Origin of the sequence: Streptomyces kanasensis, assembly GCF_043077165.1 — a bacterium.
GTDB classification, from domain to species: domain Bacteria; phylum Actinomycetota; class Actinomycetes; order Streptomycetales; family Streptomycetaceae; genus Streptomyces; species Streptomyces changanensis.
The window spans coordinates 104,747-130,526 of the sequence record NZ_JBIBSF010000001.1; the positions used below are offsets into that span (position 1 = coordinate 104,747).

Genomic DNA, 25,780 nt, shown 5'->3' on the forward strand with positions numbered 1-25,780 from the left:
CGGCTGGTGAAGGCGGGCAGGCCACCGAAGGACTTCTTCCAACTCGCCAGGGAACCCGGCCCCCCGATCCGACGCGCCGCCGCCGGACTCTCCCCGGCCTCCACCTCGACGTACCGGTCACCCGAGAACACCCAGAACCGGTCCCCCGCTCCCGGTACCGCCATCACCGCATCGACACGTTCGCCGAAGCCGGTAAGGCCACCGAAGCTATTGGCCCAGTCGGTGAGGGGTGCGGGTTGTCGCAGTCGCCCTCTGGCGGAGCTGTCAGCGGCGACCTCGATCTGGATGTACCGGTCGCCGGAGAACACCCAGTACCGGTCGTCATGCCGGGGCACGGGCATGACGGCGTCGATCCGGCTGGTGAAGGCGGGCAGGCCACCGAAGGACTTCTTCCAACTCGCCAGGGAACCCGGCCCCCCGATCCGACGCGCCGCCGCCGGACTCTCCCCGACCTCCACCTCGACGTACCGGTCACCCGAGAACACCCAGAACCGGTCCCCCGCTCCCGGTACCGCCATCACCGCATCGATCCGATGCGGGATGGCCTTCGCCGCGGTGGTGGTGCCGGCTGCCGGCGCGCCCGAGCTGTCGCCCCACCAGTACAGGCCCGCACCGGCTCCGCCCAGCAGCAGCACTCCCGCCAGGACGACGGTCTTCCATGGTCGGGCAGGTCGGGCAGATCGGTCACGGCGGCGCCGCGCGGTGATCGGGGCATGGCGCCGAGTGCGCTGCAGGGGCTGGCCCTCCTGGGCGATGGCTGATGTCAATGCGCGAGTGATCACGGCGGGGGTCGGTCGCCGCGCGGGTTCCTTGGCGAGCAGCTCTTCGATGATGCCGCGCAGGGCGCCCGCGCTCGGCGCGATCTCGGGCGGCTCGTAGACGACGGCATGCATGACCGCGGTCGGCTCCGGGCGGGCGAAGGGTGGTGTGCCTGTTGCCAGCGAGCACAGTGTCGCACCGAGGGAGAAGAGGTCGCTGGAGGGATCCGCTGGCAGCCCCCGCATTCTCTCGGGGGCCATGAACTCGACCGAGCCGACGACTCCGCCGGTCGCGGTGTGCGCTTCGTCGGCGAGAGCGGCGATCCCGAAGTCGGTGAGCACGGCGCCGCCGTCGGCCCGTAGCAGCACGTTGGCCGGCTTCACGTCACGGTGCAGCGCTCCCGTGGCGTGCACGGCATCGAGAGCGGAGAGCAGTTGGAGCCCGAGTCGGGCGACATCGGCGGTCGGCAGGGGGCCGCTTGCCTTCAGGTGATCGGCGAGTGAGCCACCGGAGACGAGTTCCATCACGATCCACAGCCGGTCGTCGTACTCGACCAGGTCGTAGATGTCGATCACATGCGGATGGGAGACCCGTGCGATGGCGCGCGCCTCCGTCAGCACCCGGCGCATCCGTGCCCGCCGTTCCTCGCCATGGGACACGATGTGCAGTTCCTTCACGGCGACCGCGCGCTGCAGCAGATGGTCCCAGGCGCTCCACACGGTTCCCATCCCGCCGCTGCCCAGTCGTTCGGTCAGCACGTACCGCTCGGCGACGACCGTGTACCCCTTACTGTTGATCACGGGGCCCCAACCTACAGGTTCGCGTGAACATGCCAGGCAGGGGCGGTACATCGAATGCCAGCGGGGCGTCTCAAGCGGCGGTCCGATCGCGGTCGGACCGCGACAGGCGGCCGAAGCGGCCTGCGCCGGAAGGAGCGAGCGGTCGCGCCTGCCGTTCGAGCCACACGTGCTCGAGCGGGGCAGCGGGCCGCCGCGCGGATCCAGACGCCCGAGCACGGGGGCGTCGGACGCTGACCGCGTCGGCGTGCGCTTCGTCAACTCCGGGGGCTCACACGCCGTGTCGGGGCGACGAGGACGCCAGGTCCGTGACCGAGTCGGCCAGTTTCGTTAGACAGGCGAATAATTTCCTTACATAATCCTTAGGCATGGGAAAGACTTACGAACGCATCGATGGCCGGCTGCGCACCTTCATCGAGCAGCAGCCGATGTTCTTCACCGCGACCGCCCCGTTGGCTGGCGACGGTACGGTCAACCTCTCCCCCAAGGGCCTCAAGGGCTCCTTCGCGGTGCTCGACGAGGAGCGGGTGGCCTACCTCGACTTCGCCGGCAGCACGGCCGAGACCATCGCGCACCTGCGGGAGAACGGCCGGATCACCGTGATGTGGTGCGCCTTCCAGGGGCCGCCCAACATCGTTCGGGTGCACGGCCGCGGCGAGCCCGTCTTCCGTGACGACCCGCGCTTCAAGGACCTGCTCGCGCACTTCCCGGGCATCGACCCGACCCTGCACGGACTGCGCGCCATCATCGTGGTGACGGCCGAACTCATCCGTGACTCCTGCGGATACGGAGTCCCCTTCATGTCGTACGACGAAGATCGCGATCTGCACGGCAAGCGCTTCTCGCGCGAGGACGACGCCTCGCTGAGCGCGTACTTCGCCAAGAAGGACCACATAGCGCAGAGCATCGACGGCCTGCCCGGGCTACCCCTCCCGCTGCCGCCCAGTGAGCATTTTCAGCGTTGACGCTCCAGGGTGAGGACGGCTGCGGTTGGGGCTGCAGCGGGCTTTGCGGAAGATGTGCCAGGACTTGAGTCGCGCGACGCTTCGTTCGACCGGTGCTCGCGCCGCTGACAAGGCCCGGTTGATCGTCTGCTGGGTCGTGGTGAGGTCCCGGTTCGGGAGCCGTCTGATCGGTGTGGTTACCCAGGGGCCGGCCCCGATGTAGGCACGGTCGGCGAGGACGGGGACGCCCTGGCGTTCGCAGATCCGGATGATGCGGTGGGCGCGGGCGGTGGTCAGGTCGTGCGTGCGGCCGGGCAGGGCGGGTGAGATCCACAGCACGAAAGAGCTCAGTGACTTCTGAGCCGGCTCCTCGCCCTCCGGCTGTGGGTCAGGAAGCCGGCGCGGTGACCACCCTGGGTTAGGGCCTGTCCGATGGATCTTCATGGCGTAGTGGTCACCTATGCTGAGACGGCCTCTGTCGGCCTCCTCGGCTCCTCAAGGAAAGACCAGTTGACACCGCATTCCCTCGCGTTCTACATGGACGTGATCGCGTCCGGAACGGTCCTTGGTGCCAAGCCGACGGACAGTCCTGACCAGGTCACCGCAATCCTGGGCTCCGGCTTTGCCGAGAACTCCCTTGACGACCAGAGCATGTGGCGCGACTACGGAATGGTCGAGTTCTTCTGGGGCCGGGAATCACGGGACCATCCGTGGGTGGGCCACCACTTCACCCTGCAGGTGCATCGTCTTTCTTGGGGCGGCAGCACTGTCAACAGGGTGATTCGTGCGCGGTACGGCCGCTTCGACCGTCACCTTCAATTCGACAAACTGGAGCGGCTGCTGGCCAAGCGTGGCGTACACATGGAGGACGTCCCGGATTCCAACGCTCCGGCCCACACCCTGCACTGGCAACCTGCCTCCCAGGTGTCCGTCATGGTGTGCCGGTCTCCTGAGAGGGGGGAACGTCGGCGTGGCGGTGCACGTATCGGTGATGTGTATGCCGTCTCGTCATCGATGAGTGCCGAGCAGGTGGCCTGGCACAGGGCGCGCTACGGCTGTCAGAATGCCTAGGGCCTCTCCGGTGGGTCGGCAGGGTCTCTTTCCTGCCTTCCAGGCTGGCGCCATGCACGACATGCTCGCTCACGAGGAAAGCGCCCTCATCAACTTTCGACACTACACCCGGGATCCGCAGGAGCACGGGTTTCGGTGGGTCGACATCAAGCAGCTCCGCTTCTCTGCGGAGTCCGTGGACGATAGAGGGCTGCTCACGGCCCTGATTGGGCACGAGCAGTTCCGGGACGACTATGCAGGTGGTGGAGTGCTGCCGGACGGGCCCCGGCACGGTCCCTATTGGCTGCGGCTGATCACCCCCGCCCTCTACGAGCCGATCGGCGAGGAGAAGGCCGTGCAGATCCTGCAGGGCTGGTTGGATCCGCTCTGGAGTGTGCCCACCGAGCTGGAGGCAGATCTGCAGCGGGAGGTGTTCGCCCGCCTGGCCGCAGCTGATGACATCTACTACCTCGGCGAGCTCGGTGATGAAGCGATTCATGACTGGGGACGCGTGCACGACTACTTCCACGAGTTCGTGCTCATCGACCGCTCGGCTGGGAGGATCACACTCATCGTGGCCGCCGACGACTGAGGCCACAACCAGGGCATCCGCTGCGGTGGCTGCCATCAGTAGCGGAGCCACAACCGAATCGCCGCAAGAGTGACCGTGCCGTGGAAGACGTAGGCCCTCTTGTCGTATCGGGTCGCCACGGTTCTGGAACCCTTGAGCGCATTGAAGCGACGCTCGACTTCGTTCCTCCTTTTGTAGGTGTTGCTGTCGAATCCGGTCGGCCGCCCACCGCGGCTACCGCGCCGTTGACGGTTGGCCTTCTGATTCTTCGGCTCAGGGATGGTGTGCTTGGTCTGGCGTCGCCGCAGGTAGCGACGGTTCCGGCGAGAGCTGTATGCCTTATCGCCACACACGTGGTCCGGTCGCGTCCGCGGGTGACCGCCAGCTGGACGAGGGACTCGAACACGATCCCAAACCTTGGTCAACTGCGGTGCGTCACCCCAGTGTCCGGGAGTGATCAGCACAGCCAATGGGCGGCAGCCGCCATCACTTGCCAGATGGATCTTCGTCGTGACACCACCGCGTGATCGACCGAGCGCCTCATCAACGCGATGCTCGGCCGGACGGCGCCGGCGCCCCAGCACACGGGGCACGCGGTGATGAGCCCCGGCCGCATGCTGATGGGCGCGACAGACCGTCGAATCCACGCTCACCACACTCCAGTCGATCCGCCGCTCGACGTCGGCGTCCGCCTGAACCGTCCGCAAAGCATGCTCCCAGGTACCATCCGCGGACCACCCGCGATGGCGGTCACGGACCGTCTGCCACTTCCCGAAGCGGGTTGGAAGACCTCGCCACGGCAGGCCGGTGCGCTGCCGGAACAGAATCCCGTTGATCACGTGCCGGTGACACTGCCGGCGTCCACCCCGCCCAAGACTCTTGGGTGGATGCGGTTCGAGTCGAGCGCACTCGTCATGAGAAAGATCACCCCGCCCCACACCGGACAGAACGACCGGCCGACTGGCGAGTTACCTGACCCATCGGACAGGCCCTAGTGCCGTATCAAGCAACGTTTGCCTCGTCCTGAGGCGTCTCCTGGTTGCTGCGCCGGGCGGGCCAGACGTCCAGAATGATCATGTGGCTGAACGCGTGCAGGTCCGGGATATTGACGACTACGAGGGCAGGCGGTTACTGCGGATCATCCGCAGGGGCACCGGGTCGGTGGTGACTTGGCGGCGAGCCCAGATGGTGCTGCTGTCTGCGCAGGGGATGCCGGTGACGAAGATCGCCGAAGTGGCGTTCACCAGCGTGGACCGGGGCCGGGATGTGGTCCACAAGATGAGGTGAACTATGAGCCTGTGAGCCTGTGCGGCGGAGCCCGCGCCCATGCTTCCGCACGCCCTGGACCCGCCTGTCGGCCAGGAGGACGACGGACTCGTGGGCGAGCACGACAAGGACCAGGAGCACGCCGTCCAACCGGCGCGGCCGCCGCTCACCGAGGCCCGCGCCCGGGAGAGCTGGGCCGCCCGGTGGGCCACCGACGGGTCGACGTCGGTGAACGGCCGGACGCTGAGAAGCCTGTCGGTGCCCGGGCGCGGCGTCACCTCGGGGGAGCAGGCCGACATCCTGGGCGACGCCGTCAACCCACGCGCGCCGTCCAGGACGGGGCAGTCGTGCAGCTGGCGGGCGACCTGCTCGGTCGCCAGGTGGAGGACGCAGCGCTGCATGTGCTGGTAGGCCGACAGAATCGTGCGGATCGCGGCCGGGGCCTTCGAGGTGAGCTCGACCTCGACGGCGATGAGGGACCTTGGGGTGGGCTCGATGACGACCAAGTCCGGCCAGTGCACGGTGCGGCGGCGTCCACGAGGCCGCGTCCCAGAGGCGTCCGGCTGGCTACCCCAGCATCCCGCTCAGAGGGCGTCCACCGACGATGACGGCATACGCGTGGGAGAACTTCTGTCCAGCGTCCTCGCCGGTGTTGAACAGTGTGCGGTACCCACTCTTAGCCACGCCTGTGGCCTCGGCGATTTTCCCGGTCTCACGCATGAGCTCTGCGAGGGTATCGGGGGCACTCGCGAGCTCGGCGGCGGTGGCGTAATGCCCCTTGGGCGTCACGACGATATGCACCGGAGCTTGAGCACCGGCTTCCTTGAATGCCAAGGTCGTCCCGGTTTCGGAAATGATCTGAGACGGGATCTCCTTCGCGGCAACCTTGCAGACGAAACAGCCGTCCTGTCGCTCTCCAGCCATACCGGCCTCCTTGCGTCGAGTGATCAACAACGGCGCCACGCTACTCAGCTGACCGCGGCAATCGAGCCGGTGCCGCGCCCTCCTCACCTCTTCGGGTGAAGCGCTTCCGGCACCCGGAGCCGAACTCCGGAACGCGAGGCTCGCGGCCCTGGCTCACCGGGCGGCGGCCTCAGGACGAACGGCCCGGCCCCTACTCGATGATCTTGGATATCGCCCCGCCGGCCACGGTCCTGCCCTTCTCGCGCCGAGTAAGAGCGATCCCCCGTAGAGGTGGCAGTCTGGTGCCCCTTTCGGGGGATCATGACCTGGTTCGAGGGCCACTTGGGCAGTGAACCAGCACAGTGGATCACTGGTATCCCTTCGATAGAAAGGCCAGGTGAGACCATGGGTACGCGAGATGAGCGCTTCCAGGCACTGTTCAAGGAGATGGACACGGACGGGAACGGCGTGATCGAGCGAGTCGACTTCGACACGGTGGCTCATCGCGCGTGCGTCAGTGCGGACGCTGCTCCGGGCAGTCCTCGGTGGCGGCAGACCACCGCCCTCGCCAACCGCATGTGGGAGGCACTGGCCGCCGGCGCCGGCGCCGAGGGGGCTGTCACTCTCGAGGAGTTCACCGCCGCTGCGGAGGACCCGAGGTTCATCGACAACGTCATCATCCCGTACGAGCTCGCTCTCCTGGGCCTGTTCGACAAGGACGGCGACGGCAGGGTGAGCATGAGCGAGTGGATGGCCTGGAAGACCGGCTTCGGCCTCTCCCAGATCGACGCTCTGACCGCGTTCCAGGAAGTCGACGATGACGGGGACGGCTACATCGCCGTCGATGAGTACAGCCGGCACGTCGAGGAGACGTACGCCGCCTCCTGAGTCGAAAGCGGTCCGGGTCCGGAACCACCATCCATGGTTCCGGACCCGGACCGCTTCCAGGTGCAACGCCCCGGAGGACCACCGCCGGGTGAGGATCAGGCAGTCATCCGAGCCGACGCGATCCCCGCAGGGCCCGTTGTACGGGTGGGAGACCCTGCGCCTCAGGCGGACAGGTGCCCGAAGAACAGGCTGCCCGGGGCTTCCAGGTCCTGGGAGTAGAAGAACTCCCTGACCGCGCGGATGAACTCCTGTCGGCTGATCTCTCCGTCGCCGTCGAGGTCCAGCTCATGGAAGGTGTCCATGGCGCCGGGGTCGGTGATGCCCCAGACGTCCAGGTACTTCTTGAACTCGGCCTTGCTGATGGTGTTGTCGCCGTCGCTGTCCATGATGTCGAAGATGGCGTGCGGGACGCCCTCGACCATGTTGAAGCGGCTGGTGTCCACACTCGCCGCGCGGCTGGCGGTCTGGAACTGCTCCTTGGAGAGACGGTCGGCGCCGTCCGCGTGACGCAGCAGCTCGGCCCACTGCATCTGGTACGAGATCAGCAGCGCCTGCGCCCGACGGTCGCTCTTGTCGATCTTGTAGGTGCTCAGGTAGCGGTCGACGAGGCGCTGGTAGTCGCTCCAGTCGACATAGCCGTCGCTGTCGGTGTCCGTGGCGGCGAACATCTGGTCCAGCTTCATGGTGATCGGGTCAGTGGCGACGGTAGCCATGCTCGTCCTTTCGCGGGAGTGACGGGGCGGGCGCGTCGACGCGCCCACCCCGAGGCTAGGCGTCAAATCATTCCCAAATCCCATGAAAGGGCCATGTCGGGAGCAAGATCGCCCGATGATGCGAACTGTCTTCTTGACCGGTGTGACCTCGGGCGGATCGGGTATCACATGGCGTTCTTGCGCTGATTGTCGCAGGCCGGCGGCATTCGAACAGCGCCCCGGCCCACGCTGCTCGGAGTCGTGAACATCTGCTGTCCGTTCCCTCCGGTACGTCGGGTGCTTGAGCCCGCCTGGGTGAATGGGAGCCACACCTGCTCGGTCTCCGCCGCGCCCAAGCGGTACTCGGTGGTACACAGCGAGACAATCGCAGGGACTAGGTCTCAGTCGACCTGACCATCGCCGGCGACCCGAGTCGCGAGGGGAAGCACATCGCGGCTGTGCTGTCGCCACGAACCCGGAAGGATCACCGCCCGTGGATTTTCCCCCTGTTTCCGCACCTGGCTCCGGCCAGCTCCATGCCCGCGTGGTCACCTCGCTCGGCGACATCGTGGTTCGCCTCGAAGAAGACCGCGCGCCCAACACGGTCAAGAACTTCGCTGGCCTGGCAACAGGCGCCATCGGCTGGAAGGACCCCAGGTCGGGGGCGTCGATGCGAGGCACGCCGCTGTACGACGGCACCCGCTTCCACCGGGTCATCCCCAGCTTCATGATCCAGGCTGGAGACCCTCTCAGCCGCTACCCCGACCAGGCCGACCGGTGGGGCCAAGGCGGCCCTGGCTACAAGTTCTCCGACGAATTCCACCCGGAGCTGCGCCACAGCGGCCCCGGCGTGGTGTCCATGGCCAACTCCGGTCCCGGCACCAACGGCTCTCAGTGGTTCATCACCGAGGAAGCGACACCCCACCTGGATAACAAGCACACCGTCTTCGGCCAGGTCGTCACCGGTCAGGACATCGTCAAGACGATCGCCAACGTGCCCACGACGCGGGACCGCCCCGACTCGGACGTCGTTCTGCAGCGAGTCGATGTCTTCCGTCAGTAGGCCGAACCGACGGGGGACGCCCCTGAGTGAAGCCCTGTATCCGGCGCGCCTCAACGGGTATCGGCACCTGTCAGATCGCTGCTCGTGATCCAAAATGCCACCCAGTGCCGCATCAGACAACGTTCGCCCCGGTGTGACGTGTTGTTCGGCTGCTTCGCCCGGCAGCCTCGGGCGGTCAGAATGATCACGTGGCTGGACGCGTGGGGGTACGGGAGATCGGTGACGATGAGGGGCAGCGGTTACTGCGGATCGTTCGCCGGGGCACAGGGTCGGTGGTGACCTGGCGGCGAGCTCAGATGGTGCTGCTGTCCGCCCAGCACATGCCGGTGGCAAAGATCGCCGAGGTGACGTTCACCAGCGCGGACCGGGTCCGGGACGTGATCCATAACTTCAACGCCGACGGCTTCGACTCTCTCTATCCGAAGTACCGCGGCGGCCGGCCGAAGACGTTCACGCTGCCTGAGCGTCGGGAGATCAAGAAGAGCGCCAAGTCCAGGCCGGCCGAGCACGGCTTGCCGTTCTCGACCTGGAGCCTGGCCAAGTTGGCCGACTTCCTGGTCGCCGAGGGGGTGGTCGACGACATCAGCCACGAGGGCCTTCGGGTCCTGCTCCGCGAGGAGGGCGTCTCGTTTCAACGCGTGAAGACCTGGAAGACCTCCCGCGATCCGGAGTACGCGGCCAAGAAGGCGAGGGTCGAACACCTCTACGCAATCGCCGACGGCGAGGTGATACCCGAGGAGGGCGAGCCCGAAGTCGTCTTCTGCATGGATGAGTTCGGGCCGCTCAACCTCCAGCCCCACCCCGGTCGGCAGTGGGCCGAGCGCGGTGGACGGCACAAGGATCCCGGCCGCGAGCCCCGGCCCCGTCGGCGGGCGACCTACACCCGCCCGCACGGGGTCCGGCACTTGTTCGCTGCCTACGACCTCGCCAAGGACCAGCTCTACGGCCACATCAAGAAGACCAAGAACCGCTCGAAGTTCCTGGAGTTCTGCCGCTACCTGCGATCATTGCACCCGATGGACGTGCGCATCGCGATCGTGGTCGACAACTACTCGCCACACCTGACGACGAAGCGGTGCCAGCGGGTCGGGACGTGGGCGGCGGCGAACACCGTGGAGATTGCCTACGCCCCGACCAACAGTTCCTGGCTGAACCGGATCGAGGCCCAGTTCACCGCCCTGCGCTACTTCACTCTCGACGGCACGGACCACGCCAGTCACAAGGAACAGGGCAGCATGATCCGCCGCTACATCATTTGGCGGAATAAGCACGCCGCCGACGAGCGCCTACGCAAGGTCGTCGCCCGGGCCAATGTCGCCTGAGGCCGGCTACCCGAACGAGCCGTCCTCGCGGCCGGTGAACCGCGCACAACCGTCATGCTCGAACCGCACCCGCCCGTCGAACGGCGAGGCGGGATTGGTGCAGGCCCCGTAGGCCTGGCCGAGCTGCCCGCTCAGCCCAATCCAGAAGCGGCACCCTCCGCATTGGGCGTCGCACCACTCGTCCAGGTAGTCGGGCTGAGCGGTGGAGCGATGCAACGACGCGCCCCACCGCGCATGGCACTCATCGTCGTGCTCTTGATCATCACCAGCCCAAGGCCCACCAAAGGCCATCCCGGCGCCTCCCCGTCTGATTTGAGACCGTCAACCCACCGACAGCCAGGTGATCATTTCATCAACGACGGGGCGAACATTGTCTGATGCGGCACTAGTCAGGTGAGGGCCGCCGTGGCTCAGCGCCGCGCGCCCGGTGCGGTGTCGTCCGGTCGGCTGCGCTTGCCGTGCCAGTCCAGTATCAGGACCGTGGCGTCGTCCCTGAGATTGCCGTGACAGGCGTCGAGCACCGCGGCGGTCAGGCTCCGGACGGCTTCTCTCGGATGCAGCGTACGGGTGTCGTGGACGACCGATGCCAGGTCGACGGCGGCGGCACCGCGCTCCTGCATGCCGTCGGTGAGGAGGACCAGGCGGTCCCCGGGCAGCAGTTGCAGCTCCTGCAGACGGTAGGGAATGGGCGCCTTCACACCGAAGGGCAGATTGACAGCGAGCTGGAGCTCCTCCACGGCGTTGTCACGCAGCCGCAGCGGCCGGGGGTGGCCGGCGTTGACCAGTTCACAGAGGCCCGTTTCGAGGTCGACGCACAGCAACTGCCCGGTGGCCAGGCCGCGGCTGTGGTTCAGCATGGCCTGGTGGGCGTGGTCGGCTTGCTTGAGGGCGTCGCAGCCGCTGCGGCGGGCCCGGCGCAGGGCGCTGACCAGCAAGGTGGCAAGCAGGGCCGAGTTCGTGTCGTGGCCCATGGCGTCGGTGATGGACAGGTGCAGGGTGTCGCGGTCGAGGGTGTAGTCGTAGGTGTCGCCACCGATGTCGTCGGCCGGGATCAGCCCGGCGGCGAGGGTGAACTGGGCTGCCTCGCAGCAGGGGGCCGAGGGCAGCAGTTGGTGCTGGATCTCCGCGGCCAGGCTGGTCTCGGTGGTGCGTCGCCCCAGGTGGTACAGATCGGTGAAGCGTCGGTCCGTGACGATGATGTAGGCCAGCGCGTGCGCCGCCTCGCGGACCTGCCGCAGCACGGTGTCGTCGGCGGACGGCAGGGTCAGCTCCAGAACCCCGATGCAGTCCCCACGGTTGGTGACCGGCGTGATGACGCGCCGCCCGCCCTGGTCGTCCGGTTCCACGTGTTGGCGCTGGCTGCGCAGGACGGCGTCGTAGACGCTGCTGTGCAGGTCGATCGGCGCGCCGGGGTCGGCGTCTTCGTCACCGGCCGCGGCGAGGCGTACCAGCCGTTGACCGATGAGGTCGACGAACAGGAAGGACACGCGCTCGGCGCCGAACCGCTTCCCCAGGTCGTGTGCCACCACGTCGATGGACTCACCGGGCGGGGCCGCTTCCGCAGCGGCCAGCAACTCGCCCAGTTCCAGATCTCCACCCTCCACGACAACCTCCTATCGGCTGCCGAACTCCTTCCCCGAGTCTCCGCGACATCACCTGATCTTTCGGTCTTGCCTGGTCAAGGCAGTGAGCGAGGGCGTTGCGGGTACATCCCGCGTCCGGACTCCGGTGGGCGGCACCGGCGGGCGACCGGACGGCCAGTGCGGGCGGGCGACCGGACGGCCAGTGCGTCGGCAGCCGAGCGACACGGAGGAAGCAGCAGGGCGGACGTGTCCTACCCGGCGCCGCGGTCGGTGCCGTACCCGTCCGGACCGGGGGTGTCCCGTCCCAGACCGCGACGGATCGCGATCTCCACGGGCGAGTAGGCGCCGTCGGCCCGCTCCGGTTCGTACGGCGCGGCCGGCATCAGCGGCGGCTGGGCCATGAAGCGCGGCCGCACACCATGGTGTGGTTGCGCCGCGTGCACCAGGAACGGATGGCACAGGAAGACATCGCCCGGGGACCCGGTGGCCAGGGCGAGTGGCCGGTGGTCGGACGCCGCCACCAGATCGGGCGCGAGGACCAGCCCGCTGGCCCCCTCCTCCCCGTACTCCTCCAGCACCTTCGGCACGTCGAGGTGTGAACCGACCCGGATCCGGGTCGGGGCGTCCTCCTCACCGACCTCGCTGAACAGGAACAACATCAGCAGCGCCCGGCCCCGGGAGCGCAGATTGGTGAAGTACCAGCTCTCGCCCTCCGGCAGATAGCTGCCCTCGATGTGCCACCCCGCGTCGTCCGGCTCCTCCTCGTGCGGGAAGCGCAGCGGGAACGTGCCCAGCGAGTAGCGGGGCTCCCAGCGTCCCGCACCGACGAGCAGGTCGTACGCGTGGTGCAGGGACGGGGAGTTGGGGGCGGCGGCGAACGGTCCCTGCGCCATGCCGGCCACCCAGTGCACGGGCTGCGTCCAGGTCGCCGGATCGTCCGGGTCGCAGCCCGTCTCCCGCCACAGCAGCCGCGCGCAGTCCGCGGCCACGCGCGGCGCGACGGCGCCCTCCAACTTCACGAAGCCGTCCTGGAGGAAGCGGGACACCAAGGTCGTCTCGTCCATGCCCCCATCGTGCGGCGCCACCGGTCCCCCTCACCCGACATCCCCTGCACCGTCTTTGTCGGGTGGTCACCAGGGGTTTGGTGGTAGCGGAGGGCCGGACGCCGGGCCCGGGGCCGGGCGGCACCGACAAGCGGGGTGGCACAAGGCAGTGCGGCCGGGGACCGGTGCCCACTGCGGCCGGGCACGTGTCGGCCCCCACGCCCCGGTGGAGGTGTCATGACGGCGCCCGGGTGCCGGATGGGGTGACGGCCAGCCCGTGAGAGTGTGGGCCGCATGATCACGGATGCCGACGGGCGACGTCGAGAGCTGTTCCTTCGAGCCGGTCTGGAGGCGGCAGACGTGGTGCTCGCTCACCGTGAGGCGCTTCGTGTCCTGCGGGATGACATCGAGACCGCCCACATCGACGCCTACAGCGACACGGCCTGGCCCTTGGAGGCGGTACCCGCCTACGAGCGGCTGCTGTCGATGGCCCGAAGCGAGGTGGTCGCGGGCACCCGGTCGAAGAAGGACGATCCGATGGGGATCGACGTCGATGTCCGTGACGACACGCAGTTCGAGGTGCTCCTGGCGCTGGCACCCTTCACCATTCACGCCGAGGCATGGCGGCAGGGCCGCGAGATCTTCAGCGCCGGCGACACCGGGACGGCTCTGTGGATCGCTGTCACAGCAGCGCAGGAGGCGCGACTGCTGGCCCGCCTCGGCACCGTGGGTGTCGCCCGAAGTGCGTTCAGGACGCGACCTCCCAGGTGAGAACAGTGGTCCTCCCCGTGGTCGCGGCCTGGTCCGGGGATGGAGCCGCGCACACGGGTCGGCGCAGCGGCGACACGGCAGCAAGGCAGCGGACGGCGCAGCTCGACGCCGGCGACCGGTGACACGGCACAGGACTCCAGGCGCCGGACGTCCCAGTCGGGGCGGGGCTCGATCCAGTCGGGGCGGGGCTCGATACGCCTGTCGGGCGCCTCTCCCGCCGTGCTTACCTGGCGTCCGCCGCCGCCGGCGCCCGCCTTCACCGCCCATGCCACCGGGGCCCCCACCTGACGTACACCGATGTCCCGTTGCGGACCCTCCGCACGATCGGCCGACGCCACGGGGCCACGGTCAACGACGTCTACCTGGCAGCGCTGGCCCTCGCCGTGGGGCGCCTGCATCGGGAGGGGACCGGACGCAGCCACCCTGTGATGTCCGTTTCCATGCCGCTGTCGGTCCGCACCGCCGAAGGCGCCGGTGCTCCCCTCAACGCCGTGGTCAGCACACTGGTCGTACTGTCCTGTGAGGCCACCTCGCCCCTGCAGGCACTGACGCGGGTGACGGCGCAGACCGCACGGCTCCGTGAGACGGGGCACCGGGATGCCGCCCGCCTCCTCCTGGCCGCCACGCCGCCGTGGTTGGGAGCCCGCCTCGGGGCGCGTCTGACCACTCCCTGCCCTGTTGCCATGGACTGCTCCAACATGAACTTCGGCCCCCGCCTTGGTACATCAGGGCGCCCGCGCCGTCCACAGCGCCATGTTCGCCAGGCTCGTCGGAAGTCAGCTCGGCTACACCGCCCTCACGGGCTACCACGACACCGCGCGCCTGACCGTCGTGTCCGACGACGCGCTGGACACTGCGGACGGCCTGGGCCGACACTGGCTGGCCGCCTTGCTGGACCTCGACGCCGCGGACGGGAGCGTGTCTCGGTGAGGGACTGCTCGGTGAAGCTCCGCCCCCTTGACGGCGCTGGCCAGCGGAGGGCGTGACCTCGTTTCGGGGTGCTCGTGCCGGTCGTGGGCGGCAGCCCGTGGGGACAGCGCGTCGCATGGGCGACGGTCCGCTCAAGCCTGACGCCGTCGTCGCAGGGTGATGTGGGCGGTGCCGCCGGCGGCGCCGGTCGTGAGGGCGATGCCCACGCCGGTTTCGAGGTCGCCGGGGCCCGCCGTACCGCCCGTTCCGCCGCGGGCTCCGCGAGTGGGGGTCACGGTCGGGGTGGCCGGCGCAGGTGTGGGGGACGGGGAGGGCCGTACCTCTTCGCGGCAGCGCCTCGCAGGCAACGCCGTCGTCCGGGCCCTGGTCTTCGTCGAGCCGGTGCGGCGAGGGTCGTCTGGGACACGCGCCGAGAACGTGGCCGAACGGGTGCATGGTGCAAGCCCGGGGTGGAGAACGCCGCGCGGTCGCGGCGAAGGAACCGGTCCCCCGACACCGGGGGTGGCGACTGGCGCGCGGGTCCCGGGCGGGGGCTGCCGCCCGGCGCGGCGGCCCCGAAGGCTCCCCCGAAGGGTGGCCGCGCCCCGCTGGCCCCCTGGCCGCGCGACGGACGGTCTCCACACAGCGGCGGTACCCACGGCTGCGCGCGATCCGGCGCTCCGGGGAGGACGGACCCCGCACGGCCCCGGGCGGACGCCACGCTGGGCGGCGACCAGGCACGGCACCACGGCGGCAGGCGGCCGCCGAAGCACGCCGATGCCGGCAGGGGAGACTCCCGGCGGCGCGGATCCCACGCCGGTGGCCGCGACCGACGGCCGGAAGGATGTTTGTTCGAGCCCAGACGGTGCAGACGTGAGCTAACACAGTCTTTATACCGAGAGACGGAGACAACACCATGGGCATCATCGCGTGGATCATCATCGGCCTCCTCGCCGGCGCCATCGCCAAGGCCCTGATGCCGGGCCGCGACCCCGGCGGCATCATCATCACCATGCTCATCGGCATCGCCGGCGGCCTGCTGGGCGGCTGGCTCGGCAAGGTCATCTTCGGCGTCGACTCCATCGACGGGTTCTTCGACCTCTCCACCTGGATCGCCGCGATCATCGGCTCCGTCATCCTGCTCCTCGTCTACCGCCTCGTCGCCGGCAACCGGCACACGCACCGTCACGCATGAGCCGCTTAAGGCTCACGTTCCCCACGAACCCGGACGGCTCCCTCCCCCACCACGGGGCGGGAGCCGTCAGCGCGTACAAGGTCCCCGTCCCGCACCCACGGCCGGTCCCGGGCCGGGGGCCGGCTCATCCAGCGCGTCCGGCCGGCCCACGGCGCATTCCCGTACCACGGTGACCTCACCAACGGCCGCCCCACAGAGACCGGCCCGTTTATCAGACCCACCTGAGAAACGGCACGACGTCGAGGTCGAGCTCAGCAATGCGGGATCTTAGCGTTTGCGATCAAACGACGTCAGGCGTAAAGAGGAATCGAGGGAACTGCCACGTATGGGGGATGGTACCCATGCATGGGACAGGAGCGTGGTCATGGGCCCTGTTGGGGATGCTGATCCTCCTCGGGATACTCGGTGCAGTCGGAGCGATCTTCGCCTGGAGAATGGCCCTCAGCGAGCCGGAACGCGAACCCAGGATCGAAGTGTTGGCCGGCATCGGCGGCGGCTTGGTCACGGGAATCGCCGTAGGGATTTCCGCCCTGTTTCTGGAGCAGACACTAGGGGAGGCCCAGAAGTACGCAGCCTGGCGCGCAAACATCGAAATCGCAGCAGTCATACCCGGATTCACGCCGGGCGACCGGGACGTGAAAGGCATCAACTTCAGCGGCAAGGTGCTGCATGACGCCGACTTCACCGGAGCCGACTTGAGGGGCGTCAGGTTCAGGGACGCCGACCTGCGAGGGGCCATCTTCGACAACGCCAAGATGCAGGGTGCAGAGCTGATCGGGGCCAATCTGCAGGATGCAAGCCTGAGAGGAGCCGACCTCACCCGGGCAGAATTGGAGAGTGCGAATCTCACCGGTGCAGTCGTCAACGCCCCCGAAACCACCTTCAAGGATGCACGCGTCGACAAACACACATGCTGGCCGGCCGGCGTCGAAAGGAAGAAGGTCCACGCGGCCACAATGTACAAGGCCGACGCCGAGCGATACGTCCCGGTGCCGGAAAGCCCGGAAGGAGATGCATTCCTGGGTGGACAGCAGGCACCCGTCTGCGACAAATAGAAGGACGGGAAGCCGGTCAGATGACGCCCCGAGAGGCCGCCCTCGTGAGCCGTGGGTTCGTCCCGCCACCTCCGACGAGGCGGGGATGCCATCGACGACTCCCTCGTCGTCCACCACCGATTTCTGACTCGTGGTGTCGCGCCGCTCCCAGGCGCGTGTCCCCACCCGCCCGCCACACGGGAAGCGCACCGCGGAAAGGCTTCAGACACTGCCCGCCCTCCGGCTGGAGCAGGCACGAGGGCTCGCCCGGGGGCGCGGCCCGGCCGGTGACACGCCGCCCGTCCTGACCGGGAGGTCACCGCCGCGGTTCCGCCGGGGCAGCCGCCGGGCGTCGTGGTGAGTCAGGTGTGGGGTACGGGTCAGCGGGCCCACGGCACTCTTGTGCTTTCCGTGTCCCTGGCGAACGATGACTCCATGCCTACGATCAGTGAACGATCCGTAGTCACAGCGGAGTCGAGCGTCCCGGCGTTCCTCGCACCGGCCCCTCCCCCGTCTCCCTCTCCGTCTGCGGGGTGTTTCCGCCCCGTCGGGGGCAGCTGAGTGCGGCGGGAGCAGGAGCGAGGGCTCCGACCGCCGGTCGCTCCGACGGTCACCCCGGTGGCGACGGTGGGGCTGCTCGTCGACGGGCAGCCGCGGACGCTGCTGCTGAAGCTGGAATCCTGGGGCGAACACGGCTCGGTGAAGGGCCGGACGGCGCAGGCGCTGTGGGCGGACGTCGCCGACCGGGTGACCCCGGAGGTGGGGCTGATCGAGTCGACGTCCGGCAACCTCGGGGTGGCGCTGGCCGCTGTCGCCGCGTCGCACCACGTGCCCTTCACCGCGGTCATGGACCTCCGCAGCAGCGCTGTGCTCGTCGAGGCCATCCGGGCTCACGGCGCCGATGTGGTGATGATCGACGAGCCGGACGGAGCGGGCGGCTACCTGCTGAGCCGGCTGTCGTACGTCGAGCAGCGGGTGCTCGCCGAGCCTCGGCTGGTCTGGCCCGACCAGTACCGCAATCCCGCCAGTCCGCGGGTGCACCGGGAGACGACGGCTCCCGAGCTCTGGGAACAGACGTCGCGGCGCGCGATGAGCGTGGTCGTGGCGGTGTCCACGGGCGGGACACTCGCCGGATTCCGCGATTTCGCCCGCTCGGTACGGCCGGACTGGGAGCTCGTCGCCATGGACGTGGTGGGGTCCGCGGCGCTGGGTGGCGCGGTCAGCGAACGTGTCCTGCCCGGCATCGGGGCGAGCCGGCCGTCGGAGTTCCTGCCGCACGGTCACCGGCCCACCGTGCGGGTCTCCGCGGCGGACGCCGTCCACGCCTGTCTCTGGCTGGAGGCGGCCACCGGGTTGGGCGTGGGCGCCAGCTCCGGGGCGGCCATAGCCGCGGCCATGCGGCTGTTCCGCGCCGCGCCGGCGCGCGAGACGGTCGCCTGTCTGTGTCCCGACGGCGCGGACCGGTACCAGGGCACGATCTACGATCCGCGCTGGCGCAGGCGGCAGGCCCTGACGGGGACGGATCCGTGCGAGGGGGCGGAGGTCCTGGAAGTGAGCTGTCCGCCGACCGGTGTGGAGGTGCGGAATCGATGAGCGTGCCGGGACTGGGAGACGACTGGTACGAGTCGGCCGGTGTGCGGGCGGGGCCGCGGCGCCTCCTGCGGGAGGAGTTGCACAGCGGGCGGCTCCTCTTCCCGCCCCATCTGGTGCCGTACTGGGACCACCCGCTGGTCGGTGCGCTGCCGCGGCACCGCAAGGACGCGCTCGTGGCGCGTCACCTCTTCCAGTACCTGGAGTTCACGTCCCACTTCGAGACGCGCGTGGTCAACCGTGCGACCGAGCGGATCGCCGGGGGACGCTGCGGCGTGGACACGGCACGGTCCGTACGCCTGCAGGCCTACCGGATCTACTGCGACGAGGCGTACCACTCCCTCTACAGTCTGGACGCGGTGGACCAGATCGCCGCGGCCAGCGGTACCGCGCCGTTGCCCTACGACTTCCGGCCGTTCCTGCGGCGACTCGACGCGGCAGGCGAACAGCTGATGCCGGGGGAGCCGGGCCTGGCCCAGCTGCTGCAGGTCGTCGTCTTCGAGACCCTGATCACCGCGCTGCTGAACGACATCCCCCGGGACGGTCGCGTGCTGAGCCTCGTCCGCGACATCGTGCGCGACCACGCCAAGGACGAGGGCAGGCACCACGTGTTCTTCTCGCACTTCTTCGGCGAGCTGTGGCTCCAGCAGGACGCCTCGGTGCGCGTGCGCGCCGCCCGGTGCCTGCCGGAACTCGTCCGTCGCAGCCTGCTCCCCTACCTCGAACCGCTGTGCCGGTCGCTCGTGGCCGCGGGCCTCACGCCCGCCCAGGCGCAGGAGGTGCTGCACGACAGCTACCCGGACGACCGTGTGGACGCCGGCATCCGGGAGACGGCCAGGCACACGCTGCGGCTCTTCGAGGACAACGGGGTCCTCGACGTGCCGGGCGCCAGGGATGCCTTCGCCGCCGCACGACTTGTGGACTGAGGGTTCCGGCCGCGTACGGCGACCACCGTCCGGCGCGTGTCCGCGCCGGGGTACGGCGGCGTGGGTCCGTGGCGGCCCGGGAGACCGAAGGCTCCTGTGAGTGCTGTGAGGAGATGACGATGAGGGAAGAGCTCCTGTTTCTCGACCGGCATGCCGTACGGGAGTGTGCCGCGCGGGTGGACCTGTGCGCAGTGACGGAGGAGGTCCTGCGGCGGCACGCCGAAGGCCGCACCACCCTGCCCTCGGAGGGCTACCTGCCGTGGACCAACAGCGAGGGCGCGTACTGCCGGTCGCTCGCCATGCTGGGATCGATCGACGCCCAGGACGGCCACCTCGCGGCGTACGGGGTGAAACTCATCAACGCGGCGACCAGCAATCCGGCGCACGGACGGGAACGGGCGGCCGGGATCAGCATGCTGTTCGACCCGGAGACCGCGCGCCCCACCGTGCTGGCGGAGGCCGGCTGGCTGAGCGCGGCGCGCACCGCGGCCTACACCATGGTGAGCCTGCGTCACCTGGGGCCGGCGGAGTGGGACGCCCTGACGGTGATCGGATGCGGAACCCTGGCGCGGGCACACCTGGACCTCCTGGCGGCGGCCTTCCCCGGCGTCACCCAGGTGCACCTCCACGACCTGGACCGCACCCGGGCCCGGGACCTGGCCGGGTGGACACACGAGCACCACCCGCGACTACGAGTGCGGGTGCACGAGGACACCGAGGAGGCGGTGCGCGCCGCGCCGGTGCTGCTGACGACCACGACGACCGACAAGGGGTACGTCCCGGCGCACTGGCTGGCGTCCGGCACGTTCGTGGCGCACGTCTCCCTCGACGACCTCCTGCCCGATGTCTTCTCCACCGCGCAGGCCGTCTACGTCGACGATGTCTCACTCGTGGCGGAGAACCCACGCCGTGTCCTGGGCCGCCTGATGGGCGAGGGGGCCGTCCTGCCCCCCTCGTCCAGCCCGTCATCCGGTGCGGGACGGGCCCTGGAGGGCACGCTGGGCCAGGTCCTCGCGGGTGCCGTGCCGGCGGTACGGCCTTCGACGGGCCATGTGGTCAGCAACCCCTTCGGCATGTCCGTGCTCGACGTGGGCCTGCTGGCCCAGGTGCGACGGGTCGCGGAGGCCGAGGGCCGGGGGCAGAGGTTGTCGCTCTTCTGAGTAGTCGTCCCGACGGGAGTGAACACACATGAAGGACCACCACGCACCGCCCCGCCCCCGCCCGGAGCGCGGGCTGTTCTCCCTGTCCGAGCTCACGGACGCGGAGGTGGCGTCCCTGACGGCCCGCTCCGTGGAACTGTTCCACGACCGGCGTGCGCACGAGCGGCCCCTGGAGGGCAGTGCGGTGGGGGTGCTGTTCACCAAGACCTCCACCAGGACACGGACGGCCTTCACGGTGGGCGCGATCCGCCTGGGCGGGACACCGATCGCCTACGGTCCGCACGACCTCCAGCTGAACACCGGGGAGTCGGTGCACGACACGGGCCGTGTCCTGGGATCCATGCTCGACCTGATCGCCGCCCGCACGGCCGCCCCCGTGGAGGAGATGAAGGACCTCTCCCGCCACGGTGGCATCCCGGTCGTCAACGCCATGAGCGCGCAGGAGCACCCCACCCAAGGACTCTGTGACCTGGCGACCGTCATGCTCGCGCGCGGTGACCTCAGCGGCGTCAAGGTGCTCTACGTGGGAGAGGGCAACAACTCCGCCGTGGCCCTGGCCCACGGACTGGCCACGGTGCCGGGCGCACACCTGTGGTGCGCCACGCCCCGCGGCTACGAAGTGCCGGAGCGCGAACTGAGGGTCGCGGCGGAGCGGGCCGCCGCCGTCGGGGCGGTCGTCGAGCAGGTCGACGACCCGGCGCTGGCCCCGCCCGACGTCGACTTCGTCTACACCACGCGCTGGCAGACCACCGGCACCAGCAAACCCGACCCGGACTGGCGCGAGACGTTCCGGCCCTTCCACGTCGACGACGTGCTGATGCGCCGCTTCCCGCAGGCGTCGTTCCTGCACGACCTGCCGGCCCACCGGGGCGACGAAGTGTCCGGCAGCGTCCTCGACGGCCCCCGTTCACTGGCCTGGACGCAGGCTGCCATGAAACTCCCCAGCGCCATGGCCGTTCTCGAATGGGCGATCGGCCGCACCGCCTGAGCGGCCACCCGCCCGCCCACCAGGAAAACCCACCGCATTCGGAAGGCACTCATGCCGGACCTGACGCGCGTCAGCGGCTACACCCACCTCACCGACGCCGACCTCGTTCCACCCCCGTCAGACGGGATCTTCTTCGAACCCGCCGACACCGAGACCGGGGCCTGGGTCGGACACGACCTGGTCACGCCCGGCTGCGGAGTCCTCGACCTGGGGTCGGGCAGCGGCGCGGCGGCCGCGGCGATGTCCCGCTCCGGGGCCGGACACGTCCACGGCATCGACGCGAGCGCCGACAGCGTCGCATGGGCGAACAAGCACCACGCGGTCGAGCGGCCCGGCGCCCGCGTCACCTTCGCCCGGGCCGACTTCTCGCTGCCGGACTCCCGGGGGCTACTGGCCACCGCGCCGCAGCCCCCGCCCCGGCCGCTGGTCGTGACCAGCAACCCCCCGTACGTGCCGATGGCCGAGGACGCCGAGGACAAGCGGTCCATCACCGCGGGCCCCGACGGCCTCCGGTGGGTACCCGCGATCATCGCGCACGCCCGCGCGCTCCGCTGCGACCTGGGACTGACCATCGGCAGCTACTCCAGTCCCGCCACGGCCGTGAACCTGCTGCGCGACGCGGGGTACCGCATCAGGACCGTCACGCTGTGCCCCCTCGAGCTCGGGGACTTCACCGTGCGGCACATGGAGCGCACGACGACGCTCGAAGAACGGGGAGAGGCCGTGCTGTGGCGCCGTGCGGACGAGCGCCCCGCCTACTTCATCACCGGACTGGCCTGCCACTGGACCGGGTCCGGCCGGGCGCGGACCACCGGTGCCCCGGACGAACTCACGGGCACGGGGCTGATGGACCTGCTGCGTACGGCGGCAGGCTCGGCCACGACCCGGCTGGAGACCCTCGACGGCGCGGGAGCGGACCTCTGGCCGGGGTCGGTGCGGGTGGTGGACCTGCCCCCGGCGGACCACCGCAACCACTGGTGAGAGCCCCCCGGTCCCGGCGGATCGGTCCCGCTCGGCGCGGGCGCCGATCCGGCGCCCGGCGTGCCCCGGCGGCCGGAAGCGGGTACCGGCCGTCGGGAGCGGGTGCCGGCCGTCAGAAGCGGGTGCCGGCCGTGAGCAGGGAGCCCAGCGCCGGAGGACCGCCCTGCTCCCAGGCTGCCCGCTGCCTCGCGGCGCCCGTCCCGTCGGAGAGCAGCCGGGTGACCGCCCCGGCCACCCGGTCCAGGTCCCCGGCATCCTTCAGCGCCGGAGCGACGTACTCCAGAAGTGTCGTGACGACGTCCGCGGCCGGTGCGGGCCGCAGACGCACCGGATCGAGCAGGGTTCCCGCCATGCCGTCGCGTGCCCCGTGCCACACGGCCGCCGACAGCAGCTCCTGGGGTACCGGCACGAGAGCCGAGCCCTGTCGCACCTGGCCCACGAGGGTCGTCGCCAACGCCCTGACCAGGCCGGCGAACATCACCGCCTCCTCCGCGCCCACCTGTGTGTCCATGGCACGGATCTCGACGGTCGGGTAGCGGTCGGAGAGCCTCGCCTGCCAGTACAGCTGACCGCGGCCGCGGATCATCCCGGCCTCGATCAATCCCGCCGTCCGCGCCCGGTAGTCCCGGGCGTCGGAGAACACCGGCGGCGGACCACTGACGGGCCACCGCCCGTACGCGATGGTGCGCCAACTGGAGAACCCGGTGTCCCGCCCGTCCCACAGCGGCGAGTTGGCGGCCATGGCCGTCAGCGCCGGCAGCCACGGGCGCAACCGGTTGAGCACCCCGACGCCCAGCTCGCGGTCCTCGACGCCCACGTGGACGTGCATGCCGTTGATCATGTGTTCGTGGATCAGTGGCGGCGTGTCACCGGCCAGCTCGTCGTACGGCGGCCCCTCCGTCACCAGGACCGGGTCCGGCCCGCGGCACGGCCCCGCTCCGGTCGCCGCCACCCGGCAACCGGCGGCCGCCGCCGCTTCGCCGACCAGACGGCGCATCCGCCCCAGGTGCTCGGCCACCTCGTCGAGTTCCCTGCACACCGGGGTGCCGATCTCGATCTGCGCCCGCAACAGTTCGGGCGACAGGTCTCCCGGACCGCTGCCCAGGAGCGCCCGGGCGTCCGACAGCACCTGGCTGTTGCGCGGCACCGGGGAGAGGCTGTCCGCCTCGACCAGCAGGTACTCCTCCTCGACACCGAACGTGGTCATCCGGCGCTCCGCAGAGGAGTCGGTCGCGGTCGAGCCGCCGGGCACCACTCACCTCCAGGATGCCGACCGTCCTGACCCGGAAGAGGTCTCCGCCTCACGTCTGGCCTCCCGCGCCCGTTGTCATCGAGCCCATTCCTGCCCGCTGGGCACTGAGGCATTCCCAGCGCGTCCAGGATCCCCCGGACGACACCGCGACCGCGTGACCGACCGCCTTCCGCCCCCTGCCCGGCATGCGCCCGGTCCCGGGCCGGCGGATGGGCGCCTGCCGGCCACGGCCGGCGCGGCGGCGGCGGCGGTGCCGCCTCGCGAGACGCCCGAGTGGCGGCGCGCCCGGCCGGGAGACGGCCTCGTCCGTCACCGCGCGGGGACGTCCTCCCTCTCAGCGGAAGTCCGCCGCGTGGTCCACCGCCCACTCCCGGAAGGACCGGGCGGGGATGCCCGTGATGCGCTCCACCTCGTCGTTGACCGGCTCCGGCTTGTGGAGCATCTGCGCCTGGGCCGGCAGCACGGCCTCCACCAGCTCCGCCGGGTAGCCCGCGGCCTTCATCTGCTCGACGGCCTCGTCCAGTGTGACCTCCTCGAACCGCACGGGCCGCCCGATCGCCTCGCCGATCAGCTCCGCCTGCCGTTCCTGGGTGATCAGTTCGCGACCGGTGAGCAGGGGGCGGGCATCGAGCAGGGCGTCGGTCGTCAGCGCCTGGGCGGCGACCGCGGCGATGTCCGACTCGTGGATCAGCGGGCGGGCCAACCCCGCCAGCGGCGCCCGCACCACGCCGGTCGTACGGACCTCCTGCGCCCAGCCCAGCGTGTTGCTCGCGAACCCGGTGGGCCGCAGCACCGTCCACTCCAGGCCCGATGCCTCGACCAGCCGCTCCAGCTCCGTGTGGAACATGGTGATCGCTTCGCCCGGCTCCCCCTCCTCGCTCCCGACCCCGGCGGAGGACAGGTACACCACCCGTCGGGCGCGCTTCCCGATCGCGTCGATCACGTCCGACGCACCCTCGGCACTCAGGAACGGCCACACCAGGAAGACCGAGTCGACGCCCTCCAGAGCCGTGTCCAGCGACGGGGGATCACCGAGGTCGCCGCGTACCGCCTGCACGCCCACCGGGAAGTCCGCCTCTCCTCGCACCAGCGCCCGCACGGGCACGCCCGCCGCGTGCAGTCGGGTCACCACCGCGCCGCCGACCCGTCCCGTCGCGCCGGTCACCAGGATCCTGGGCTGTGTCATCGGAGATCTCCTCGTCTCGCCGTTCGATGACACGACTCTGCTTCCTCAAGCAAGGTTCAGGTCAAGGGCCGCCCGGCCGGAGCGGCCGTCAGGTACCGGTGCACGGGTGACTGTGAGGGGACCGTCGCCGTCGAGGCCGCGGGGCGGTGTCGCGGCGGGCTGCCGGGGGAGGTCGAAGGGGCAGGTGACGGAGGGTCACCCCCTCCAGGCGGCGCGTCCGGCGCCCGGGGGCACGCCCGCGCCGGCCTCGGGAAGTGACGCCGCTCCCGCGCGCCAGGCCGGATCGGATGCGGGTGAGCGGTACGGCAGGGCCCGGACGTGGTCGGGTGAGAGGTGCAGCTCGTACGGCAGGCAGCAGTCGGAGCAGAGGGTCGCGACCAGCGTTCCGCAGGCGCAGACCTGGTTCAGTCCCCCGTCGGGAGTCGCCCCGCAGCACGCGGCGGAGGCGTGCCGTGTCGTCAGCCCGCGGGAGTCATCCGGGTTGATGACGATGTTGCCTCGCGGCCCCTGGGAGACCAGTGGCCGCCCGTCGGTGTCGTGGAGGGTCCCCCGGCGCGGCATCACCGGGCCGGGCGCCTCGGCAACGGCGAGAGGCGGGCCGTACGGTTCCGTCTCGATCGCGTAGCAGCCCGACGGCACGGTGGCCGGCGACGGCCCCCTCTCCTCCGTCTCCCACCAGGCGTGGCAGGGCGCCTCGGGCACGGCCGACAGACGCTTCAGCGGCCCCGTCAGCGCAGCGCCACAGGCGGCGCACGCAAAGACGGCCGTCTCCGGTGCGGCCCGCTCGACCATGCCGGAATCGGTTGCGGCGGCCTCCTCGCGGCCCAGCCGCACACCGGCCTCATCACGCTGACGCTGATCTTCCATGGAGGCACCGTACGGACAGGCGCTGATCGTCCGGCAACCG

26 protein-coding genes and 2 pseudogenes are annotated in these 25,780 nt (G+C 70.0%); 17 read left to right on the forward strand and 11 right to left on the reverse strand.

From position 1 onward, the window contains the following. Positions 1-1,559: protein kinase domain-containing protein (locus tag ACF053_RS00430; RefSeq protein WP_391951713.1), on the reverse strand; the 1,559-nt coding region annotated here is incomplete at its 3' end. Between the two features lie 365 nt (positions 1,560-1,924). Between ACF053_RS00430 and ACF053_RS00435 the strand changes: the two genes are divergently transcribed. After that, positions 1,925-2,521, forward strand: coding sequence for a pyridoxamine 5'-phosphate oxidase family protein (locus tag ACF053_RS00435; protein ID WP_391951714.1), 597 nt, complete (start codon positions 1,925-1,927; stop codon positions 2,519-2,521). Here the strand turns inward: ACF053_RS00435 and ACF053_RS00440 are convergent. Continuing rightward, positions 2,512-2,839: pseudogene (locus tag ACF053_RS00440) on the reverse strand (transposase family protein); the annotation flags it as partial. The gene ACF053_RS00435 and the pseudogene ACF053_RS00440 overlap by 10 nt on opposite strands. A 93-nt stretch (positions 2,840-2,932) precedes the next feature. Between ACF053_RS00440 and ACF053_RS00445 the strand changes: the two are divergent. Further along, a complete protein-coding gene (locus ACF053_RS00445; protein WP_391951715.1) occupies positions 2,933-3,571 on the forward strand; it encodes a hypothetical protein in 639 nt (212 codons plus the stop codon). Between the two features lie 52 nt (positions 3,572-3,623). Beyond that, positions 3,624-4,142 carry a hypothetical protein gene (locus ACF053_RS00450; RefSeq protein WP_391951716.1) on the forward strand — a complete coding sequence of 173 codons (519 nt, stop codon included), beginning with the start codon at positions 3,624-3,626 and terminating at the stop codon, positions 4,140-4,142. Between the two features lie 35 nt (positions 4,143-4,177). On the opposite strand, the gene ACF053_RS00455 is transcribed toward ACF053_RS00450, so the two are convergent. Then, complete coding sequence (locus ACF053_RS00455) at positions 4,178-5,059, reverse strand: IS5 family transposase (RefSeq protein WP_391951717.1); 882 nt, start codon at positions 5,057-5,059, stop codon at positions 4,178-4,180. 139 nt (positions 5,060-5,198) lie between these two features. Between ACF053_RS00455 and ACF053_RS00460 the strand changes: the two are divergent. Further along, a pseudogene (locus tag ACF053_RS00460) lies at positions 5,199-5,396 on the forward strand (IS630 family transposase); the annotation flags it as partial. Positions 5,397-5,447: 51 nt separating this feature from the next. Next, entirely contained in the window at positions 5,448-5,798 is a 351-nt protein-coding gene (locus ACF053_RS00465) for a hypothetical protein (RefSeq protein WP_391951718.1), read from the forward strand. A 156-nt stretch (positions 5,799-5,954) separates the two neighbouring features. Here ACF053_RS00465 and ACF053_RS00470 read toward each other — a convergent pair whose 3' ends face one another. Next, positions 5,955-6,311 (reverse strand): HIT domain-containing protein, encoded by a 357-nt coding sequence (locus ACF053_RS00470; RefSeq protein WP_391951719.1) that lies wholly within the window; start codon positions 6,309-6,311, stop codon positions 5,955-5,957. Positions 6,312-6,695: 384 nt separating this feature from the next. Here ACF053_RS00470 and ACF053_RS00475 point away from each other — a divergent pair, with 384 nt between their 5' ends. Then, positions 6,696-7,178: an EF-hand domain-containing protein gene (locus ACF053_RS00475; RefSeq protein ID WP_391951720.1), complete on the forward strand. Its 483-nt coding sequence runs from the start codon at positions 6,696-6,698 to the stop codon at positions 7,176-7,178. Between the two features lie 161 nt (positions 7,179-7,339). Here ACF053_RS00475 and ACF053_RS00480 read toward each other — a convergent pair whose 3' ends face one another. Then, the gene (locus tag ACF053_RS00480) at positions 7,340-7,891 is read right to left on the reverse strand and encodes an EF-hand domain-containing protein (RefSeq protein ID WP_391951721.1); all 552 of its coding nucleotides are present in this window, start codon (positions 7,889-7,891) and stop codon (positions 7,340-7,342) included. Positions 7,892-8,363: 472 nt separating this feature from the next. On the opposite strand from ACF053_RS00480, the gene ACF053_RS00485 reads away from it, so the two are divergent. Then, positions 8,364-8,933, forward strand: a complete 570-nt coding sequence (locus ACF053_RS00485) for a peptidylprolyl isomerase (protein WP_391951722.1) — start codon at positions 8,364-8,366, stop codon at positions 8,931-8,933. A gap of 188 nt (positions 8,934-9,121) precedes the next feature. Continuing rightward, a complete protein-coding gene (locus ACF053_RS00490) occupies positions 9,122-10,255 on the forward strand; it encodes an IS630 family transposase (RefSeq protein ID WP_391951723.1) in 1,134 nt (377 codons plus the stop codon). A 6-nt stretch (positions 10,256-10,261) separates the two neighbouring features. Here ACF053_RS00490 and ACF053_RS00495 read toward each other — a convergent pair whose 3' ends face one another. The 3 genes from ACF053_RS00495 to ACF053_RS00505 all read right to left on the reverse strand — a co-directional run bounded on the left by ACF053_RS00495 (position 10,262) and on the right by ACF053_RS00505 (position 12,902). Continuing rightward, positions 10,262-10,546, reverse strand: a complete 285-nt coding sequence (locus tag ACF053_RS00495) for a DUF3027 domain-containing protein (protein ID WP_391951724.1) — start codon at positions 10,544-10,546, stop codon at positions 10,262-10,264. 119 nt (positions 10,547-10,665) lie between these two features. After that, the gene (locus ACF053_RS00500; RefSeq protein WP_391951725.1) at positions 10,666-11,859 is read right to left on the reverse strand and encodes a PP2C family protein-serine/threonine phosphatase; all 1,194 of its coding nucleotides are present in this window, start codon (positions 11,857-11,859) and stop codon (positions 10,666-10,668) included. Between the two features lie 230 nt (positions 11,860-12,089). Then, a complete protein-coding gene (locus ACF053_RS00505) occupies positions 12,090-12,902 on the reverse strand; it encodes a phytanoyl-CoA dioxygenase family protein (protein ID WP_391951726.1) in 813 nt (270 codons plus the stop codon). Positions 12,903-13,175: 273 nt separating this feature from the next. On the opposite strand from ACF053_RS00505, the gene ACF053_RS00510 reads away from it, so the two are divergent. From ACF053_RS00510 to ACF053_RS00550, 9 genes are all read left to right on the forward strand, one after another. After that, positions 13,176-13,652 carry a hypothetical protein gene (locus ACF053_RS00510; protein WP_391951727.1) on the forward strand — a complete coding sequence of 159 codons (477 nt, stop codon included), beginning with the start codon at positions 13,176-13,178 and terminating at the stop codon, positions 13,650-13,652. A 717-nt stretch (positions 13,653-14,369) separates the two neighbouring features. Further along, entirely contained in the window at positions 14,370-14,582 is a 213-nt protein-coding gene (locus tag ACF053_RS00515) for a hypothetical protein (protein WP_391951728.1), read from the forward strand. Between the two features lie 895 nt (positions 14,583-15,477). Next, positions 15,478-15,756, forward strand: coding sequence for a GlsB/YeaQ/YmgE family stress response membrane protein (locus ACF053_RS00520; protein WP_391951729.1), 279 nt, complete (start codon positions 15,478-15,480; stop codon positions 15,754-15,756). A gap of 380 nt (positions 15,757-16,136) precedes the next feature. Then, positions 16,137-16,811 carry a pentapeptide repeat-containing protein gene (locus ACF053_RS00525; protein WP_391951730.1) on the forward strand — a complete coding sequence of 225 codons (675 nt, stop codon included), beginning with the start codon at positions 16,137-16,139 and terminating at the stop codon, positions 16,809-16,811. A gap of 597 nt (positions 16,812-17,408) precedes the next feature. Further along, positions 17,409-18,383, forward strand: a complete 975-nt coding sequence (locus ACF053_RS00530) for a pyridoxal-phosphate dependent enzyme (protein ID WP_391951731.1) — start codon at positions 17,409-17,411, stop codon at positions 18,381-18,383. Continuing rightward, positions 18,380-19,306, forward strand: a complete 927-nt coding sequence (locus ACF053_RS00535) for a diiron oxygenase (protein ID WP_391951732.1) — start codon at positions 18,380-18,382, stop codon at positions 19,304-19,306. The genes ACF053_RS00530 and ACF053_RS00535 overlap by 4 nt, the downstream gene beginning before the upstream one ends. 119 nt (positions 19,307-19,425) lie before the next feature. After that, on the forward strand, positions 19,426-20,466 hold the full coding sequence (locus ACF053_RS00540) for an ornithine cyclodeaminase (RefSeq protein ID WP_391951733.1): 1,041 nt from the start codon (positions 19,426-19,428) through the stop codon (positions 20,464-20,466). 28 nt (positions 20,467-20,494) lie between these two features. Next, on the forward strand, positions 20,495-21,454 hold the full coding sequence (locus ACF053_RS00545; RefSeq protein WP_391951734.1) for an ornithine carbamoyltransferase: 960 nt from the start codon (positions 20,495-20,497) through the stop codon (positions 21,452-21,454). Positions 21,455-21,505: 51 nt separating this feature from the next. Next, entirely contained in the window at positions 21,506-22,435 is a 930-nt protein-coding gene (locus ACF053_RS00550; protein WP_391951735.1) for a methyltransferase domain-containing protein, read from the forward strand. A 112-nt stretch (positions 22,436-22,547) separates the two neighbouring features. Here ACF053_RS00550 and ACF053_RS00555 read toward each other — a convergent pair whose 3' ends face one another. From ACF053_RS00555 to ACF053_RS00565, 3 genes are all read right to left on the reverse strand, one after another. Then, entirely contained in the window at positions 22,548-23,642 is a 1,095-nt protein-coding gene (locus ACF053_RS00555) for a carboxylate-amine ligase (protein ID WP_391951736.1), read from the reverse strand. 379 nt (positions 23,643-24,021) lie between these two features. Next, complete coding sequence (locus ACF053_RS00560) at positions 24,022-24,873, reverse strand: NmrA family NAD(P)-binding protein (protein WP_391951737.1); 852 nt, start codon at positions 24,871-24,873, stop codon at positions 24,022-24,024. 195 nt (positions 24,874-25,068) lie between these two features. Beyond that, a complete protein-coding gene (locus ACF053_RS00565; protein WP_391951738.1) occupies positions 25,069-25,740 on the reverse strand; it encodes a hypothetical protein in 672 nt (223 codons plus the stop codon). Positions 25,741-25,780: the final 40 nt, after the last annotated feature.

What these genes read in the sequence shown, in the direction of transcription:
- ACF053_RS00435 (WP_391951714.1), top strand. Translation starts at nt 1,925, where the DNA reads ATGGGAAAGACTTACGAACGCATCGATGGCCGGCTGCGCACCTTCATC.
- ACF053_RS00445 (WP_391951715.1), top strand. Translation starts at nt 2,933, where the DNA reads ATGGATCTTCATGGCGTAGTGGTCACCTATGCTGAGACGGCCTCTGTC.
- ACF053_RS00450 (WP_391951716.1), top strand. Translation starts at nt 3,624, where the DNA reads ATGCACGACATGCTCGCTCACGAGGAAAGCGCCCTCATCAACTTTCGA.
- ACF053_RS00465 (WP_391951718.1), top strand. Translation starts at nt 5,448, where the DNA reads ATGCTTCCGCACGCCCTGGACCCGCCTGTCGGCCAGGAGGACGACGGA.
- ACF053_RS00470 (WP_391951719.1), bottom strand. Translation starts at nt 6,311, where the DNA reads ATGGCTGGAGAGCGACAGGACGGCTGTTTCGTCTGCAAGGTTGCCGCG.
- ACF053_RS00475 (WP_391951720.1), top strand. Translation starts at nt 6,696, where the DNA reads ATGGGTACGCGAGATGAGCGCTTCCAGGCACTGTTCAAGGAGATGGAC.
- ACF053_RS00480 (WP_391951721.1), bottom strand. Translation starts at nt 7,891, where the DNA reads ATGGCTACCGTCGCCACTGACCCGATCACCATGAAGCTGGACCAGATG.
- ACF053_RS00495 (WP_391951724.1), bottom strand. Translation starts at nt 10,546, where the DNA reads ATGGCCTTTGGTGGGCCTTGGGCTGGTGATGATCAAGAGCACGACGAT.
- ACF053_RS00505 (WP_391951726.1), bottom strand. Translation starts at nt 12,902, where the DNA reads ATGGACGAGACGACCTTGGTGTCCCGCTTCCTCCAGGACGGCTTCGTG.
- ACF053_RS00510 (WP_391951727.1), top strand. Translation starts at nt 13,176, where the DNA reads ATGATCACGGATGCCGACGGGCGACGTCGAGAGCTGTTCCTTCGAGCC.
- ACF053_RS00520 (WP_391951729.1), top strand. Translation starts at nt 15,478, where the DNA reads ATGGGCATCATCGCGTGGATCATCATCGGCCTCCTCGCCGGCGCCATC.
- ACF053_RS00525 (WP_391951730.1), top strand. Translation starts at nt 16,137, where the DNA reads ATGCTGATCCTCCTCGGGATACTCGGTGCAGTCGGAGCGATCTTCGCC.
- ACF053_RS00535 (WP_391951732.1), top strand. Translation starts at nt 18,380, where the DNA reads ATGAGCGTGCCGGGACTGGGAGACGACTGGTACGAGTCGGCCGGTGTG.
- ACF053_RS00540 (WP_391951733.1), top strand. Translation starts at nt 19,426, where the DNA reads ATGAGGGAAGAGCTCCTGTTTCTCGACCGGCATGCCGTACGGGAGTGT.
- ACF053_RS00545 (WP_391951734.1), top strand. Translation starts at nt 20,495, where the DNA reads ATGAAGGACCACCACGCACCGCCCCGCCCCCGCCCGGAGCGCGGGCTG.
- ACF053_RS00550 (WP_391951735.1), top strand. Translation starts at nt 21,506, where the DNA reads ATGCCGGACCTGACGCGCGTCAGCGGCTACACCCACCTCACCGACGCC.
- ACF053_RS00555 (WP_391951736.1), bottom strand. Translation starts at nt 23,642, where the DNA reads ATGACCACGTTCGGTGTCGAGGAGGAGTACCTGCTGGTCGAGGCGGAC.
- ACF053_RS00560 (WP_391951737.1), bottom strand. Translation starts at nt 24,873, where the DNA reads ATGACACAGCCCAGGATCCTGGTGACCGGCGCGACGGGACGGGTCGGC.
- ACF053_RS00565 (WP_391951738.1), bottom strand. Translation starts at nt 25,740, where the DNA reads ATGGAAGATCAGCGTCAGCGTGATGAGGCCGGTGTGCGGCTGGGCCGC.